Origin of the sequence: Paraburkholderia sp. CNPSo 3274, assembly GCF_024206475.1 — a bacterium.
Classification (GTDB): domain Bacteria; phylum Pseudomonadota; class Gammaproteobacteria; order Burkholderiales; family Burkholderiaceae; genus Paraburkholderia.
In genome coordinates, this window is record NZ_JAMBPR010000089.1 from 13,650 (window position 1) to 28,208 (window position 14,559).

Annotated in this window: 14 protein-coding genes; 13 read left to right on the forward strand and 1 reads right to left on the reverse strand. The window is 64.2% G+C overall.

The window, feature by feature from the left end; translation table 11 throughout:
- The first annotated feature begins 2 nt into the window (after positions 1 to 2).
- The 3 genes from M3I54_RS37715 to M3I54_RS37725 are packed head-to-tail and all read left to right on the forward strand — an operon-like array spanning position 3 to position 2,953.
- A complete protein-coding gene (locus M3I54_RS37715) occupies positions 3 to 872 on the forward strand; it encodes a TrbG/VirB9 family P-type conjugative transfer protein (RefSeq protein ID WP_254316999.1) in 870 nt (289 codons plus the stop codon).
- Positions 873 to 876: 4 nt separating this feature from the next.
- A complete protein-coding gene (locus M3I54_RS37720; protein ID WP_254316963.1) occupies positions 877 to 2,151 on the forward strand; it encodes a TrbI/VirB10 family protein in 1,275 nt (424 codons plus the stop codon).
- Positions 2,144 to 2,953 (forward strand): transglycosylase SLT domain-containing protein, encoded by an 810-nt coding sequence (locus tag M3I54_RS37725; RefSeq protein ID WP_254316962.1) that lies wholly within the window; start codon positions 2,144 to 2,146, stop codon positions 2,951 to 2,953. The genes M3I54_RS37720 and M3I54_RS37725 overlap by 8 nt, the downstream gene beginning before the upstream one ends.
- Before the next feature lie 13 nt (positions 2,954 to 2,966).
- Here M3I54_RS37725 and M3I54_RS37730 read toward each other — a convergent pair whose 3' ends face one another.
- Positions 2,967 to 4,019 (reverse strand): transposase, encoded by a 1,053-nt coding sequence (locus tag M3I54_RS37730; RefSeq protein WP_254316998.1) that lies wholly within the window; start codon positions 4,017 to 4,019, stop codon positions 2,967 to 2,969.
- A gap of 92 nt (positions 4,020 to 4,111) precedes the next feature.
- Between M3I54_RS37730 and M3I54_RS37735 the strand changes: the two genes are divergently transcribed.
- The 10 genes from M3I54_RS37735 (at position 4,112) to M3I54_RS37780 (ending at position 14,345) form a co-directional block, all read left to right on the forward strand.
- Positions 4,112 to 5,344 carry a TrbG/VirB9 family P-type conjugative transfer protein gene (locus M3I54_RS37735; RefSeq protein WP_254344935.1) on the forward strand — a complete coding sequence of 411 codons (1,233 nt, stop codon included), beginning with the start codon at positions 4,112 to 4,114 and terminating at the stop codon, positions 5,342 to 5,344.
- On the forward strand, positions 5,344 to 5,760 hold the full coding sequence (locus M3I54_RS37740; RefSeq protein ID WP_254344937.1) for a lytic transglycosylase domain-containing protein: 417 nt from the start codon (positions 5,344 to 5,346) through the stop codon (positions 5,758 to 5,760). The genes M3I54_RS37735 and M3I54_RS37740 overlap by 1 nt, the downstream gene beginning before the upstream one ends.
- 6 nt (positions 5,761 to 5,766) lie before the next feature.
- A complete protein-coding gene (locus tag M3I54_RS37745; RefSeq protein WP_254344939.1) occupies positions 5,767 to 6,384 on the forward strand; it encodes a toxin co-regulated pilus biosynthesis Q family protein in 618 nt (205 codons plus the stop codon).
- Between the two features lie 2 nt (positions 6,385 to 6,386).
- Positions 6,387 to 8,003: a type II secretory pathway protein gene (locus M3I54_RS37750; protein WP_254344941.1), complete on the forward strand. Its 1,617-nt coding sequence runs from the start codon at positions 6,387 to 6,389 to the stop codon at positions 8,001 to 8,003.
- An 8-nt stretch (positions 8,004 to 8,011) separates the two neighbouring features.
- The gene (locus M3I54_RS37755; RefSeq protein WP_254344943.1) at positions 8,012 to 9,310 is read left to right on the forward strand and encodes a hypothetical protein; all 1,299 of its coding nucleotides are present in this window, start codon (positions 8,012 to 8,014) and stop codon (positions 9,308 to 9,310) included.
- Positions 9,311 to 9,539: 229 nt separating this feature from the next.
- Complete coding sequence (locus tag M3I54_RS37760; protein WP_254344945.1) at positions 9,540 to 10,043, forward strand: hypothetical protein; 504 nt, start codon at positions 9,540 to 9,542, stop codon at positions 10,041 to 10,043.
- Positions 10,043 to 12,253, forward strand: coding sequence for an ATPase, T2SS/T4P/T4SS family (locus M3I54_RS37765; protein WP_254344950.1), 2,211 nt, complete (start codon positions 10,043 to 10,045; stop codon positions 12,251 to 12,253). Before M3I54_RS37760 ends, M3I54_RS37765 begins: the two co-directional genes overlap by 1 nt.
- On the forward strand, positions 12,250 to 13,392 hold the full coding sequence (locus tag M3I54_RS37770; protein WP_254344952.1) for a type II secretion system F family protein: 1,143 nt from the start codon (positions 12,250 to 12,252) through the stop codon (positions 13,390 to 13,392). Before M3I54_RS37765 ends, M3I54_RS37770 begins: the two co-directional genes overlap by 4 nt.
- Before the next feature lie 8 nt (positions 13,393 to 13,400).
- Positions 13,401 to 14,000 carry a type 4 pilus major pilin gene (locus tag M3I54_RS37775; protein ID WP_254344955.1) on the forward strand — a complete coding sequence of 200 codons (600 nt, stop codon included), beginning with the start codon at positions 13,401 to 13,403 and terminating at the stop codon, positions 13,998 to 14,000.
- 9 nt (positions 14,001 to 14,009) lie between these two features.
- A complete protein-coding gene (locus M3I54_RS37780) occupies positions 14,010 to 14,345 on the forward strand; it encodes a hypothetical protein (RefSeq protein ID WP_254344956.1) in 336 nt (111 codons plus the stop codon).
- Positions 14,346 to 14,559: the final 214 nt, after the last annotated feature.

Genomic DNA, 14,559 nt, shown 5'->3' on the forward strand with positions numbered 1-14,559 from the left:
CGATCCCGGCATCCCGCTCACTGCTGCCGCTCGCCGCGCTCGCCTGCGCGCTGGCGATTTCCCATCCCGCGATTGCCGCGCGCAAAGTTACGTCGGCTGCCGGTTCGCTCGACGTCGGCGCTATCCTGGGCGACCCGATGAGTCCGGTGAATCCGTACAACTCCGGCACGGATCCGGTCACGATGCCCAACGACGCGCGCATCGTAGTTTTCAACTACAGCCGCGACCAGATCTTCCGCATCATGGCTGCGCCGCTGAAGCTCACGACCATCGAACTTGCGACCGGCGAGAAGCTGATCACCGACCCAGCGATGGGTGACTCCGTCCAGTGGATCATCGACACGGATGGCGCGAACCACGTCTATATCAAGCCGGTAAAGCCGGGGCTTGTGAATACGCTCCACCTCACGACCAACATGCGCGAGTACGACATGACGCTCGTCTCGTCGCCGGTGGGCGGGCTCTTCTACCAGAGCGTGCGCTTTCACTATGCCGAGTCGCTTATGGCCAAGGTCCGCGCTCGCGACAACGCTGATGGGAGTGCCATGGCAACTGGTGCGGGTGGACCGAACGACACTGGCCCGCTCGGTGTCTCGCCCGACAAGCTCAACTTTGACTACAAGATAGACGGGTCTGCGCCCTTCAAGCCGGAGACGGTGTTCGACGACGGTAAGGCCGTATGGCTGCGCCTGCCCGCGGACGCGCCGTTCGCCGTGCCGATCGTCAAGGATCACGGCGATGACGTGAGCCCGAACTTCATCCGTCGCGGGCAGTACATCGTGGTCCAGCAGATGGCCGACAAGATTGTGCTGCGCGCCGCCAACGACGAGGTGACGATCACGCGCCGTCGCCCGGGCCTCTTCGGGTTCTGAACGCATGTCGACGCAGAACTCCTCCCCGACCTCCGACCAGGACCGCGTCGTCAAGGGCAAGTCGCCCCGCAACGCGCTCGTGGCTGTTGGCGCGATCTTCGCCGTGCTCATCGGCGCAATGGGCTACTACTACCAGTCGAAGGCAAGCGACAAGGCCGAACAGCAGGCGAAAGATGACAAGGCAGCAAAGGCCGCCGCCTCCGTCGATCACGGGCCCAGCGGGAACGACATCGACCGGATCATCAGCGATCAGCAGGCCGCAGCGCGTCGCGACGAAGAGCGCGCGCGCAAGGCCGCGGCTGCCGGGGCGTCTGCGCCTCAGACCGCCAGTTCGAAGCCGGCGTTGTCACTCGACCAGTTTGAAGCTGGCTCGCGTACCGCAGACCTGTCGGCTGGCGCAAAGGAAGACAACGTCTACGCCTCGCCGATCTTCATCCCCGGTGTAAAGGTGAAGGCGCCGGCCGACGCGCAGAACGCGGGCGGCGTGAACGGCATCCTGACGCCCCAACAGATGGCGTTGCAGCAAATCGCCGCGCAGCAAGCCGCGGCTGGCAGTGCAGACGCGCAGGCAAAGGTGCTTGCGGCTGCAATGGGTCAGGGCAACACCAAAACCTCGTCGGCAGACCGCGATCTCGATTTCCTCAAAGACGCAAAGGCGCAGTCCGCGTCGGGTGAGGGTTTCCTGAGTGCCGGCTTCGTGGGCCAGTCGGGTTCGTGCACGCTCTCGCCGCCGCACCACATTCCGGTGCTGGTGATGGAAGGGGAGAACTCGGATCGGCCTGGAACCGCCGCGCTCATGGTCGAACAGGACGTCTACGACAGCGTCACGGGCACCTGCCTGATGATTCCCAAGGGGGCCATGATCACCGCGCCGTACCAGAGCGACATCAAGGTTGGCCAGGAGAGCATTCTCGTCGCTGCTACCGAGATGCGCCTGCCCAACGGCAAGCAGGTTCCGCTCTATGGTTCCGAGGGCGCGGACCAGAACGGCTACGCCGGTTTCTCCGGCGACGTGAACAACCACTTCCTGAAGATCTTCGGTGCGTCGTTTTTGACCGCGATCCTGCTGAACCACTTCACCAGCGACACGAGTTCCACCACGACCGGTCCATTGGGCGTCACGCAAGTGGGTAACACGGCTGGGCAGGTCGCGGCGCAGACGTCGCAGTCCATCCTGAACCGCTACCAGAATATTCCACCGACGATCACGATCAAGCCGGGCCAACGCTTCATGATCAAGGTGAACCGCGATATCCATCTGGAGCCGTATCGTGGTTAAGCGCGCCCTCAGTTCTCTCGCGATATCTGCGCTCCTGTCCGGCACGGCGCACGCGGCCTCGATTGCGCAACTCATCAGCCCGGTTTCGCTCGTGCTGTCCTCGAGCGGCGCTCGCGAAGTTGCGGCACTGGACGGAAAGCCTGTGCTGTATTGCGGCCTGGCCGCGTTCGACTCATGGGCGTCGCCTCTCGTTGGGCAGTCCGTGCGTAGCACGCCGGAGCAGGGAATGACTGTCTCTGTCGACGCGCGCGACGTCTCGCTCGCGGGGCTCATGATTCGCAGCGGCTGGCTGCAGCCGGACGAACTCGACGACGAAGCGCAGGCCGCGATCACGGAAGGCCGCGGAGGATGGGCGTGCGCAAGGGCGGAGACGCCCTTCGTGCTGCTGCATACGAGCGTCGATCCGAAGGTGCTTGCGGGCATCGCCCTGAACGAGTCGGCCTACAACGGCCGCGCATGGCCGTGGACGCTCAACGTTGCAGGCCGGGGCTTCTTCTTTCGCTCGCGCTCCGACGCCTATGGCGCGATCCGCGCGCTCATCGCGGCGGGCCGGTGCGACTTCGATGTCGGAATCATGCAGATCAACTACTGCTACCACCGGTGGCGCTTTGCCTCGCCGTGGGATGCCCTTGCGCCCGCAACGAACATCCATGTTGCGGAAGCGATCCTCAACGAGAACTACAGCCGCACGCATTCCATTGCGAAGGCCATTGCCTACTATCACAGCGCCAACCCGGTGCCGGGCAGTGCTTACCTCGCGCGTTTCGTGCGTCATCTCAACCAGATCAACGCGGGCCTTTGACGTCCTCCCCCGCCTAATGGCAGGGGATTCCCACAACCGGCGATGCACGTCCGCATCGGAGAATGTTTAACGCAGCATTGGTATCACGATCATGCACGACACCACAGCTACTGCAGATCCACTCCCTTATTCGCAGTCCCGCGATACCTTTCGGCCGCGTCGTGCTGCTTTTCGAGCCGCACGCCGAACAGGACTGGGTAGAACCGCTTTCGTTCACTTCCTCGAACGTGGCCCCGTGCGCCATCGCTTTATAACGGAGCTTGTCCCGGAAGGACGACCAGGATGCGTCATAGACACTCTTCGCCATCCTGGTTTTGGCGAGTTTTGCGGCCGACACGTTGCCGACCGCGATGTAATCGAAGCGCCGCACCAGATTGAGCGCGAGCTTGTGCTGGAAATCGGCGCGGGCATTCGCAACCTTGGCATGCAGCTTCGCGATATGCCGCTTATGCTTGCGCGCACGCTGTGCCTTCGCCAGCTTGTCAGACGCGCTTCGACCAAACCGGTCATTGGGCAGTTTTTCGCCGGTAGAAAGCGCAGCAAAGTCCTTCAGACCAAGGTCGATGCCCACACCCGCGCGGATCGGACGCGCGGACACGTCAGCGACCTCAATCACGATGTTCAGGAACCAGTTGCCGCGTGCGTCGCGGGCGAAGTTGGTGCCGTCCTTGATCTTGCCTTCGGGCAGCGGGCGGCTGCTGAACACGCGGAACGTATTGCCGGCGAAGCGGAACGAGTCACCCTCGCGTTTGAGATCGCGGCCCTTCAGAGGCAGCCAGCCAAGAGCGTTCCGTCCGCGGTAGCGCAGGTAAGGACGCCGGTGCTGGCTGCGCGACTTCGCGTACTGCTCGCACGTCGCGTTGACCGTGCCGGAATGGATACCAAGTTCCTTGCTCGAGCCTGTTGTCAGCACATTCAGGTCGAAGCCCGTTGGCCACTTCTTGCTCCACTTGAGCGCGTGCTTCTGCGTGTCGTTGCAGAAGTTCCATACGTAGTTCACCGCCCGGCTCTGCGTGTTGAGCAGGCCGTTGAGCGACTTTACGCGGTAGCGGTAGACAAGGATCATGCCGGTCATTTTAACCATGGGATGCCACTGTCAAGCGGCGGCGCTCCGTTCCTCGCCGCCATGAATGACCGGGTTGATCGGAGCCAAATCAGATGACGCGCAGGCTTCTTACTCTCGCGACCTTGTGCGCCATCGGTGCTGCGCAGATTGCCTCTGCGGCAAATACCGACCCGTTCGATTTCGACTACGAGATCGCGGGCGGCATCGCCGAGCGTCCGGCGCTTGTCTTCAATGATGGAACAAAGACCTATATCCAGCCGCGAGCCGGCCAGACGATCTCGGTGGCGGGCAGCCATCGGGAAGGCCCCTATATGGTGGTGGACGGCACACCGGCCACGATCCAGCTCAGCGTCGCGGGCCACGCTGCCGTCGCGACCTGGAACCGCGCGAACGCGTTCATCGGCGGTCACGGCATGGTGCCGGGCGCAGGCGACGATCAGCCGGCGACGTTCGCAGGTTTCAGCGGGCGCCTCGCGCTCATCGGCGAACGTGGCGCGCTCGAGCCGGTGCGTAGCCTTAACGGGACTATGGCAGTGGCCTCGATCGTGAAGGCGCTGGTGCCACAGGGCTGGAGCGGGTCCGCGCAGAAGGATGTGGACCTGACCGCGGCGAACCGCTTCGAGACGCAGCCTGGCGAGAACTGGATGCACGCGCTTGACCGTTTGATGACGCAGACCGGCCTCTATGCAGACGTGGATTTCGACAGTCGCCATGTGCGTCTGCGCCGCGATGTGGAGAAGTCCGGTGCGCTGGCCTATGCGGGGGCAACGGTGACGCATGCCGACCCGGTTTCGGCAGCGTCGGACGCTGTCGCAGCGGTGCCTGCAGCGGAGTCGCTCCTCGCGAAGTACTTCGGTGCGAACGCGATCCGCGATGGCGACGACACGCACACGCAGATCCGTTTTGCCGCAAAACCGAAGGACCTGAAATTCACGCGCGCGGATGGCAGCTCGCTGCATCCGAAGTGGGATGCGGATACCAGCGTGATGACGATCGACCGTGTGGATCGTTTTGTTGTCGCTGATCCGACGAACCGCGTCGAGGTGGCGCGTAGTGCGGGCACCGTCTATGACTTCCCGGCTGGCAACGGCGCGCACCTCGAAGCCGTCTTCGACGAAGGCGGGCAGACGTACTTCAAGTTTGCGCCGACGGTCATCAACGTCACTGTCGCGGACGTGCATCACCTGGGCTCGGGCGAGCAGAAGGGCCGCTTCTACAGGTTCAACGGCACCTCGGAGCAGTTCATCGTCACGGCCGACGGCAATACGGTGAGCGTGCTTCGTCGCCACGACGTGAAGTACTTCGAGCGTGCGGGGGCGGCTTGATGCGCTACGCCGTCCTGCCTGTTATCGCGCTTCTCGCTCTGCCCGCCGTGACTCGGGCCGACTGCATCGACGACGCTGCGGCGTACCGGCATATCAGCCCGCGCCTCGTGCGTGCTATCGCGCAACAGGAGTCCGGCATGCGCGCGAACGCGATCAACATCAACGCGAACGGCAGCGAGGATATCGGCCTCATGCAGATCAACTCCTCGTGGCTTCCGAAGCTCGCACGCTTCGGCATCCAGCGCGAACACCTTTTTAACGCCTGTGTGAATGCTTACGTGGGCACGTGGATTCTCGCCTCGAACTTTCGACAGTTCGGGCCGACCTGGAAAGCCGTCGGTGCGTACAACGCGACGTCGAGCTCACGCCAGCTTGTCTACGCCAATTCGATCTACCGACGCCTGCAGGGTCACTAAAAAATCATGAGCAAACACTTCCCGAAGGATTCCGGCCTTTATGCCCGGAAGATCACGCAGGCCCTGCTTGCACTCGCGCTCGCTGGCGCCGTGACGATGGCGGTGGCCGCCATGCAACCCGACCAGTCGAAGGTGCCCGCGCCCGCAGGCGACGGCTGGCAGATGCTGGGAAGCGGCGGCACCGCAGCGCCCGAACAGCAACCCGCCCATGCGCCTGTATCCGGCCAGACGCCCGTCGCGCCGACGGTTCTCGCCTCGGCCGCGCCGATCACGCCCGCCACGCCGCAGGCCTCAGCTGGGGTATCCGTTGACGTGAAGACCGTGGTCGTCCCCGGTGCGGCAAGCGGCGAACCGACGGGCATGGTGTCCTTCACGATCACGCCGCAGGACACGAACCTGCGCAATGCGCTCGACCGCTGGCTGCAGACCGAAGGCTGGCAGCTCGCGTGGAAGATCGACGACGACCTGCCGGTCGAATTCAACGCGTCGTTTTCGGGCGACTTCCGCTCGGTGCTCACGCAGGTCATGCAGGCGACCGACCACATGCGCACGCCCGCACGCGTGTGCGAACACACCAACAACGTCATTCGGGTGATCGCCCGCGCGGCCAACTGCAAGGAGTGATCATGCGTCTCTATCCCATCCGTACCCTGATCGCGGCGGCCTGCGCCGTAGCGCTCGCGGGCTGCGCCGTCACGCAAGGCGACGTCAATGGCGCCTACGACCACGCGAATGCGACAGCGGGTGCCGCGCTCGACGGCGCGGGAAATGGCATTCCGCTTGTTGAGATTGTGCAAACCGCGTTCCTCGGCGATCGCCCGGTGCCCCTCGCGTATGAGGCGACGCTGCCCGCCGTGTTCCGCGAGAAGAAGGTGACGTTTCCGCCGAAGCTCGACATGAAGACACTGGCGACGCTGGTGTCGAACGCTTCCGGCTATCCGGTGCGTGTGAGCCCTGACGTGTTCATCGCGCGCGACAGCCTGATTCCACGTGCATCGAGCGATGGAAAGAACGTGCAGGCGAGCTTCGGCGCGAAGGTGTACGACAACCCGGTGTACGACCAGCCCTGCGAATCGTGCGGGATCGGTCGCTATCTGCACGACGTGACGGAGAACCTCGGCCTTGACTGGTCCTTCGATGGCTCGACCATCAACATCAACCGGTTCGTCACGCGCATGTACCAGATCGCCGCGATTCCCGGCAAGGTGTCGATCGAATCGCGGATGTCCAAGGGCACGGACACGTCGACAGGCAACCAGTCGACCGGCTCAACGGGCGGTGCAAGCACGGATACCGGGTCGTTCTCGGCCATGACTTCGAGCGGGCGCAAGGGCGATTTCGACCAGATCCAGTCGATCGAGAATACGCTCAACCAGTTGAAGTCCCCGATGGGCCGTATCACGGTGAATCCGCAGAGCCGCCTCGTGATCGTGTACGACACGAAGGAAGCGGCGGACCGCATGGGCGACATGCTCAAGCGCGAGAACGCCATCTCCACACGCCAGGTGATGCTGCGCGTGCGCACCATCCAGATTGCGCTGAACCGGGGCACCCAGTCGGGGGTGAACGCCGACATCGTCTACAACAGCATTCAGGGAGGGCTGGCCAAGTGGGCGGTGACCTTTGCATCGCCGACGTCGCTCTCCTCGGGCGGTGGCACGGTTGGCCTCTCGGTCCTGCAGCCGAACGCGCCGTTCTCGGGCACGAACGCGGTCATCAACGCCCTGAACCAGTATGGCCGCACGGTTTCCGACAACACCGTCTCGAAGCTCACGCTCAACGGCCTGCCGGTGTCGGTAGCGAACTTCCAGTCGGACGATTACCTGCGCACGACCTCACCGTCGTCCGGCAGCATTACCGGTACGTCGAGCGGTGTCGTGGGCCTCACGCCTGGCACCCTCACGACCGGCGACTTTCTGCACATCCTGCCAGCGGTCAACGATCACAACCAGATCCTGCTCGCGTACTGGCGTGACAGCTCGAAGCAGAACGGACCGTTCACTACCGCGGGCGCAGGCTCGGGCCAGACGGCGCAGGCCATCCAGCTCGCACACACGATCGGCAGCAAGGATGACGAGACCATTGCGCTGTCGGACGGTCAGACCGTTGTCCTGTATGGCGCTGTCACGGACACCGCCGACAGCACGACCAACGGGGGCCTCGCCGGTATCACGGGTACGTGGAACAAGTCGCGCACGTTCCAGATAGTGATGCTGACGGCCACTGTCGTGCCTTCGATGTGAGCGCGACGATGCATATCACCGAATCGCTGCCCGGAGAGAAGCGCGCGCGTCTGGCGTTCGGCCTCGACTGGAGTGCCTATTCCGAGAAGGGCGCGAAGGAAAGCCGCACACGCTACGCGGGCGACTTCTCCGCGACGCACTACGTCGAAATGAAGGTCGGTGCGGAACTGATCGGCGGCTTCTGCGCGCCGGACATGGGCGAGCTGCGTCGTGTAAAGCTCTTCTCGGGCGCCGCACGCGTCGCGATGCTCGAGCGCGTGCGCGCAAAGCCCGCCGTGCTTGTGCTCATGCAGGACGGCGCACAGGCGCATCTTGTGCACGTCGTACGCGGCGCGGTACGCCACGACGAGGTGGTGACGTTGGCCGCCGCGGCGAAGCGGCGCAGCGAGATCGCGCAGCAGAGTGCGAAGTTTGGACTGCCGCTCACGGTGCTGGCCTCGGGCGATGCGATCACGCCGGGCGATGAGCCCTTCAGCCCCGCGGAGCTGCTGCAGCAGAAGAAAGCTGGCCGCATCGCGCGCGTGCCTGCGGGCATTCCGAACTCCATCGTCGTGCTGCTCGCGCTTGCGATCGCCGGATTCGGGGCCAAGCAGATGTGGGGGGCGCTCAACCCGCCCCCGATCGTGAACACCGCGCCCAGCTGGAGCCAGCTATACGAGAAGGCGATGCATCAGGTCTTTGCGGGCCGCACGCCACTCGCATCGCAACTGGCGCCCGACGCGCTGGCGTTGCTGGACTACATCGACACCAATCGCAAGGGCTGGCAGTTCGAGAAGGCCAAATGCCCGTCAACGGGTTTCTGCTCGCTGACCTATCAGCGTGCGGGCGGCTCGTTCGAGGACTTCGCGCGCACTGCGCCAGCGGCCATGCAGCCCGTCACGTTCGCGCCGGACGGACGGCACCTGTATGCGCGCGGTCCAGCGCTTCCACGGGCAGCCACGCTGGGCGTGACCGGCATGAAGGCCTGGCCCGATGAGCAGCGCCTCATCGAGATGCTGCAGACGCCGCCGCAACGCATGTCCGTCCAGCCGTTCGATATCAAGAGCTTTGGCTACGAGGTGAAGCTCGAACCGAGCCATCCGCTGCTCGCGTCGCCACCACCAGCTGGCGAGCGGCATAGCGCGTTGCTGCGCGAAGGGCGCTGGGAGATCGACGGCTACCGGTGGCAGGCGCCGCTGCTCGCGGCGCTGCCGCCAAACATGACCCTCGAATCACTGAACGTGAAACTCGACACCGCCGCACCCGAGGAACTGGGCAAGGTCGGCATCCATTTCGTTGCGAAGGGCAAATACTATGTCGTCCAATAAATCACTTCGCGTGGCGGTGGTCGCTGCTGTCGTGGCTGCGCACACCGCGTCTGCGGCGACACCGTCTTTCGAGTCGGCTATAGCGCACGCTCCGGCACCCGCCTCCGTCGCAGCGTCGCCGGCATCGCATCCCGCAGTTGCGCCCGCTACCACCGCAACGACGGCAGTGCAGGTATCGCCGCAGACATCCGCGAGCGGAGCCGCAGCATCGACATCCGGTCCGGCCAGCGTGCCCGGAGCAACCGGCGACACGCACCTTACCCTTCGCGATATCGACGACCTCGCACGCAGCAAGCTCACGCGCGCGCTTCGCGGTGACGGTGATGCGCCCGCGAGCAGTGCGGCCGTCACGCTCAAGACGCCCGCGCCGGTGGAGAGCGCTCCGGCGGTTGTCGTGCGACCGTATGTGCCCCGCGCGCGTACCTCTCCCGTCACGTTTGTCGGTGCATTCGCCGACGGCAGTGGGCAGCACGTCCTGTACGACTACAACGGTGCGGTCTATCCGGCGCGCCTTGGCGAGAAGCTCCTCAATGGCTGGATCGCGCGCCGGGTCGACGGCCTTTCGGTCACGGTTGCCGACGGTAAGCGCACATGGAGCGTGCCGATGAGCGGCAACTCACAGGAATCCTCAGCTTCAACGTTCGTGACCGGCGCGGCACTCGGTGACCTGTCGTCACCGTTGCCACCAGGCGTGAACATGGCTCAACCGGTCTCAAGCTTCGGGAGGCACTAATGTCGCTCTTTGGAAATCTGGAAGGCAACGAAAAGCCCCGTAGCGGGATGATGGCGCGCCTTCGCGCCTGGCGCGGCAGCTTCGTGGAGGAGTCGGAATCGGCCGCGCCTGTGGAGCCCGCGTTCGGCGCGACGCGTCCGGTGCGCAGGGGGCCCGGTGCGCCGGCAGGCTCTCTCGGCGCGTATCTGCGCGATGCGGACGTGACCGATGTGGAGGCGTTTGAAAAGGCTGGTGAGGGGGGCGCTCCCGATCTGCATGCCACGGCAGCGGCCACACCCCCGGTTGTGGAGGATGTCGAAGCACGCAGTGCTGAGCCGTCCGTTGTGGAGGCTGTGAACGTCGCCGTTGAAGCGACGGGCGATGCACAGCGCGGTACCGAGGAAGGCGTCCGCGTTGCGGTGCCGGCCGAAGCAGCTCGCGCGCACGCAAGCGACGCGTCACACGTCGAGGAGGGCCAGGAGTCAGGCGAGCCACCTGAGGCGACCGACACTCCCGAACCTGCCGCCGCAGCGGGCCACGCGCTCGCGATTCCGGACATCGAGTACACGCCGGTCGGCATGCCGCGGCTGAATTCGGCCCAGGCGCTCGTCGACTTCAAGCGGATCCTCTGCGACACGACGCCCGAGGCGACGCTGCGCATCACGCCGGAGGCACGCCGCGAGTTCGTGGCAGTGGACATGCAGGCTGGCCTGGCCGTCGTGATCGCAACGCGCGAGTTTCATGAAACCGCTCTGTATGCGACCTATCTGAACGACCTCAAGCGCGTGCATATCACGGTGCGTGAGGAAATGGTGGCGACGGCCGCCGTCATCGCCGACGTTTACGACCGGGCGCGCATCCGGGTATCGAACCACGTTCCCGAAGGCTCGCGCGCGCTTGCGCTCTTCAGGGACGTTAATGACGCCGCACACGGATACGGTTCGAGCGACGTGCACTGGGAATCACGCGATTACCAGTCCGATGCGGAACTCCGGTTTCGCGTTGACGGCGACCTTTATACCTATCGCCGGATGCCGAAGGCGACCGTTCTCCGCGCGCTGTCGGCTGCCTACCAGGATCTCGTCCAGAGCAACACGAACAGTGGCAACGCATTCCAGCCTACCGCGCCGCAGTCGGCCATGATCCCGCTCGCGCTCGCGACTGCCACGCTGAACCTGCGCTGGCAGAGCGCCCCGCAGATGGGTGGTTTCGACGTGGCGATGCGCATCCTGGACGGCAACTTCCGCAACTACACCGTGCGCATGCCCGACACGATGGGGATCGAGACCAGCCAGCTCGCGATCATTGAATCGCTGGGGCACGTCAGCGGTGGTGCCGTGCTTATCTCCGGCGAGACCGGCTCCGCCAAAAGCACATTGCTGCGGGCGCTCTCGTACATGGTCGATGGGCGCGAGCTCAAAAAGCAGTACGCCGTGAGCATGCCTTCGGAGTACCCGTTGCCGTGGCTCTCGGACCAGTCCGTGCCGCGCGGGCTGGACGAAACCGAAGAAGATTTCCGGCGCAAGGTGGCGACAATCATCCGCACGCTCATGCGAATGGACCCGGACGATCTGACCGTCGCGGAAATCCTCGACTCGACCATTGCAGGTCTCGTTGTCGAGCTTGCGCTGACCGGCCACCCGGTGCGCACCACGATCCACGCGGACAGCATCATCGGCGTCTTCATGCGCCTGCTGGGTGATCGCCTGCGGCTGGCAGCGGACGAAGTGGCATCCGACAAGTTCATCAACGCGGTGGGCAACCAGAAGCTGATTCCGATGCTTTGCCCGCACTGCAAGAAGCCTGCGGCCGACGTCATGAGCCCAGCCGAGCTTGAGCTGCTGCGCACGAAGTTTGGCCTTGATACGTCGAAAATGGCATGCCGCAACGACGATGGCTGTGAGCATTGCCGCAAGAAGGGGCTCTTCACGCGTGACGGCAAGGTGGCGGGGGGTACGAAGGGCCAGACACTTGCGATGGAGCTCTACCGGCCCACGCCCGAGTTCCTCGAACACATCGTTGTACGCGACTGGCGTGGGGCCGAGGCGGCGTGGCGCAAGGAACGGGTCTCAGGCTTCGATTCGGCCGACATGACGGGCAAGACGATCTATGAGCACGCGCTCTACAAGGCTTCGCAGGGGTTGATTGATCCTCGTTTCATCGACCGCTCGATGAAACCGTTCCGCGTCTACACGGTGCTGCCGGATCGTGACGGGAGGATGCCATCGTGATTGGCCGTGTCTTCTATGGCATCTGCATGCGCCTGCCGCGTGCGGAGCGACTCAAGATCGCTAGGTGGCGCTTCCAGAAGGCGCGCGAGGGCTTTTATCGCGAATCACGCCTCGACATCGAGCAGGCCACGGGACTGCGGAACCGCGAGACGCTGATCGAGCGCCTCCAGGTGCTCAAAAAGCGTGCGCGCGATCGCCGGCAGATCGTCTGGCTCGCCTACGACGAGATGGAAGAGCGCATGCGCAAGGGCGATGGGCTCGCGCTCGCGATCAAGCCGTTCGTGCCCGTCGACGAGTATTCGCTGCTGGATCTGGCGTTCGCTTCCGACAAGGATGACGCGGCACGCCGCGGTTTCGACCTGTGCGAGATGGCGGCTTCAGCCAAGCGCGTGCTGTCGAGCACGACGGCCATGCAGATGGCCTATCCGATGGTGCTGCTCTGCTACATGTACGGCCTGAGCATGCTCTTTGGCGGGATGGTCTATCCGCAGGTCCTCGAGGTGCGGCCGCTCGAACAGTGGATGCCCGCAGGCAAGGTGCTGTATGCGATCGACACGTACTGCTACGACTACTGGATGCTGAACGTGTGCCTGCTCGCAGCGGGTGTGTTTTCGTACTACTACGGCCTCAAGCGCTGGACGGGAACATTGCGTAACCGCATCGATGCGACGCCGCTGATGTGGCGAAACCGCCGCGACCTGCGCGCCGCATTGCTGATCGTCTCGTTGTCGGGCCTGCTCGACTCGGGGCTCACGCTCGCGGGGGCGCTTGGGCGCCTGCGCCGGCACGCCGACCCGTGGCTGCGCTGGCACATTTCGACGATGGAACGACGCCTGAAGGCCTCGCCCGAGCTACCCATGCGCGCGTTCGCGACAGGCATCTTCTCGGAAGAGCTCGTCGACCGCATCGCCGACGCAGAGCGTCGCGACAACTTCGTGGATGCGATCAAGTCGCTCGGGCGCAGTTCGCTCGATCGCGTCGTTGAGGCGGTACGCCGCAACGCCCGGATTACCCATTACGTGCTGCTCGGCATCGCCGCAGCGGCGTTCATCGGCATCGGTGTCGGCTCATACGTCGTCACCGGCGTCACGAGTATGCAGAACGCACTCGGCGCCGCGACCGGCAACACCTCCAATTAAGGACCTCCATGAAAACCAACGTCTCCCAACGCACGCCCGAACAGAAGGAATTCCATCGTCGTCTCGGCCGCCTGAAGAAGCAGAGCGGCGAACTGTCGCTGATCGAGGCGGGTGCGGTGCTCGGTGCTGCGGCGCTGCTGTCGCTCGCGCTCTTCTACGGTGTGCCGTTCGTGCGCAACATGGTGCAGTCCTCCACCTTCAAGAGTGAGGCAGGCATGTTTCACACCGGCATCCAGAACGCCACCGCGAACGACTCCGACTTCTCGGCGGAGACGCTGGCGACGCTCGCGCAGAATCACGCGTTCGATGCGGCTGGCGCTCGCGTGGCAAGCGACTACTCGACGGTGACCGGGATTTTTGGTGGCCAGGTGACGGCCGAGCCTGGCACGGTCACGTCGTCGAACGACGCGATTGTGACGAGCTATCCGGTGCCGAAGGCGGTCTGCTCGATGTCGATCAGTGCGGTCGCCAATATCTTCACTGAGGTCACGGTGAATGGCACGGTGGTGGCGAGCCCGTCGACGAAGTTCAGCAGTGCGACGGCAGGCAATGCGTGTGCCTCTGGCGGCGACGTGGCCACGGTGGCGATGTACACGACGCGCAGCTAAGGACCGGGCATGGGCAGCATTATCGAGATGGCGGTTTTCCTGGCGGCGTCTGCGATCCTGACGGTGTACTCGATTCGCGAGGACATCCAGAAGCATCTGGCATCGTTGCTCGCTACTGAAGGCCAGAACGAGGCGGTGATCACGGACGCTCTGGGCCGTTGGGCCAACGAGAACTTCTCGACGCTGCTCACCCAGTACACGCAGTCGGGCAACTCGCCGCTCACCGCGCCGACGATCGCCGACCTGCAGACTGCTGGCAACCTCAAGCAGACGTACCGCGCGGGGCCGTTCTGGGGCGGGAGCTACACAATCGTAAGCGGCAGTTTCTCCTCACATAGATCCTGATCTGAAAACAGCGCAGGATGTGTCCACGGTTTTTTAATGGACACACCCTTCATGGACGAGAACTGCGCAGATTTTTTGCCCTTGCGTGCGACCAACGTTGGTGTCGAAGGCAAGCGGACTTTCGACAAGCGTGACAAACAGAGGCTGATTGAAGCCTGCCTGAAGCCGGGCGTGTCGATCGCGGGTATGGCGCTGAAGGCGGGCGTGAACGCCA

Excerpts from the sequence above, each read along its gene's own strand:
- M3I54_RS37730 (WP_254316998.1), bottom strand. The coding sequence starts at position 4,019 with ATGATCCTTGTCTACCGCTACCGCGTAAAGTCGCTCAACGGCCTGCTC.
- M3I54_RS37780 (WP_254344956.1), top strand. The coding sequence starts at position 14,010 with ATGGGCAGCATTATCGAGATGGCGGTTTTCCTGGCGGCGTCTGCGATC.
- M3I54_RS37735 (WP_254344935.1), top strand. The coding sequence starts at position 4,112 with ATGACGCGCAGGCTTCTTACTCTCGCGACCTTGTGCGCCATCGGTGCT.
- M3I54_RS37750 (WP_254344941.1), top strand. The coding sequence starts at position 6,387 with ATGCGTCTCTATCCCATCCGTACCCTGATCGCGGCGGCCTGCGCCGTA.
- M3I54_RS37775 (WP_254344955.1), top strand. The coding sequence starts at position 13,401 with ATGAAAACCAACGTCTCCCAACGCACGCCCGAACAGAAGGAATTCCAT.
- M3I54_RS37745 (WP_254344939.1), top strand. The coding sequence starts at position 5,767 with ATGAGCAAACACTTCCCGAAGGATTCCGGCCTTTATGCCCGGAAGATC.
- M3I54_RS37765 (WP_254344950.1), top strand. The coding sequence starts at position 10,043 with ATGTCGCTCTTTGGAAATCTGGAAGGCAACGAAAAGCCCCGTAGCGGG.
- M3I54_RS37720 (WP_254316963.1), top strand. The coding sequence starts at position 877 with ATGTCGACGCAGAACTCCTCCCCGACCTCCGACCAGGACCGCGTCGTC.
- M3I54_RS37755 (WP_254344943.1), top strand. The coding sequence starts at position 8,012 with ATGCATATCACCGAATCGCTGCCCGGAGAGAAGCGCGCGCGTCTGGCG.
- M3I54_RS37740 (WP_254344937.1), top strand. The coding sequence starts at position 5,344 with ATGCGCTACGCCGTCCTGCCTGTTATCGCGCTTCTCGCTCTGCCCGCC.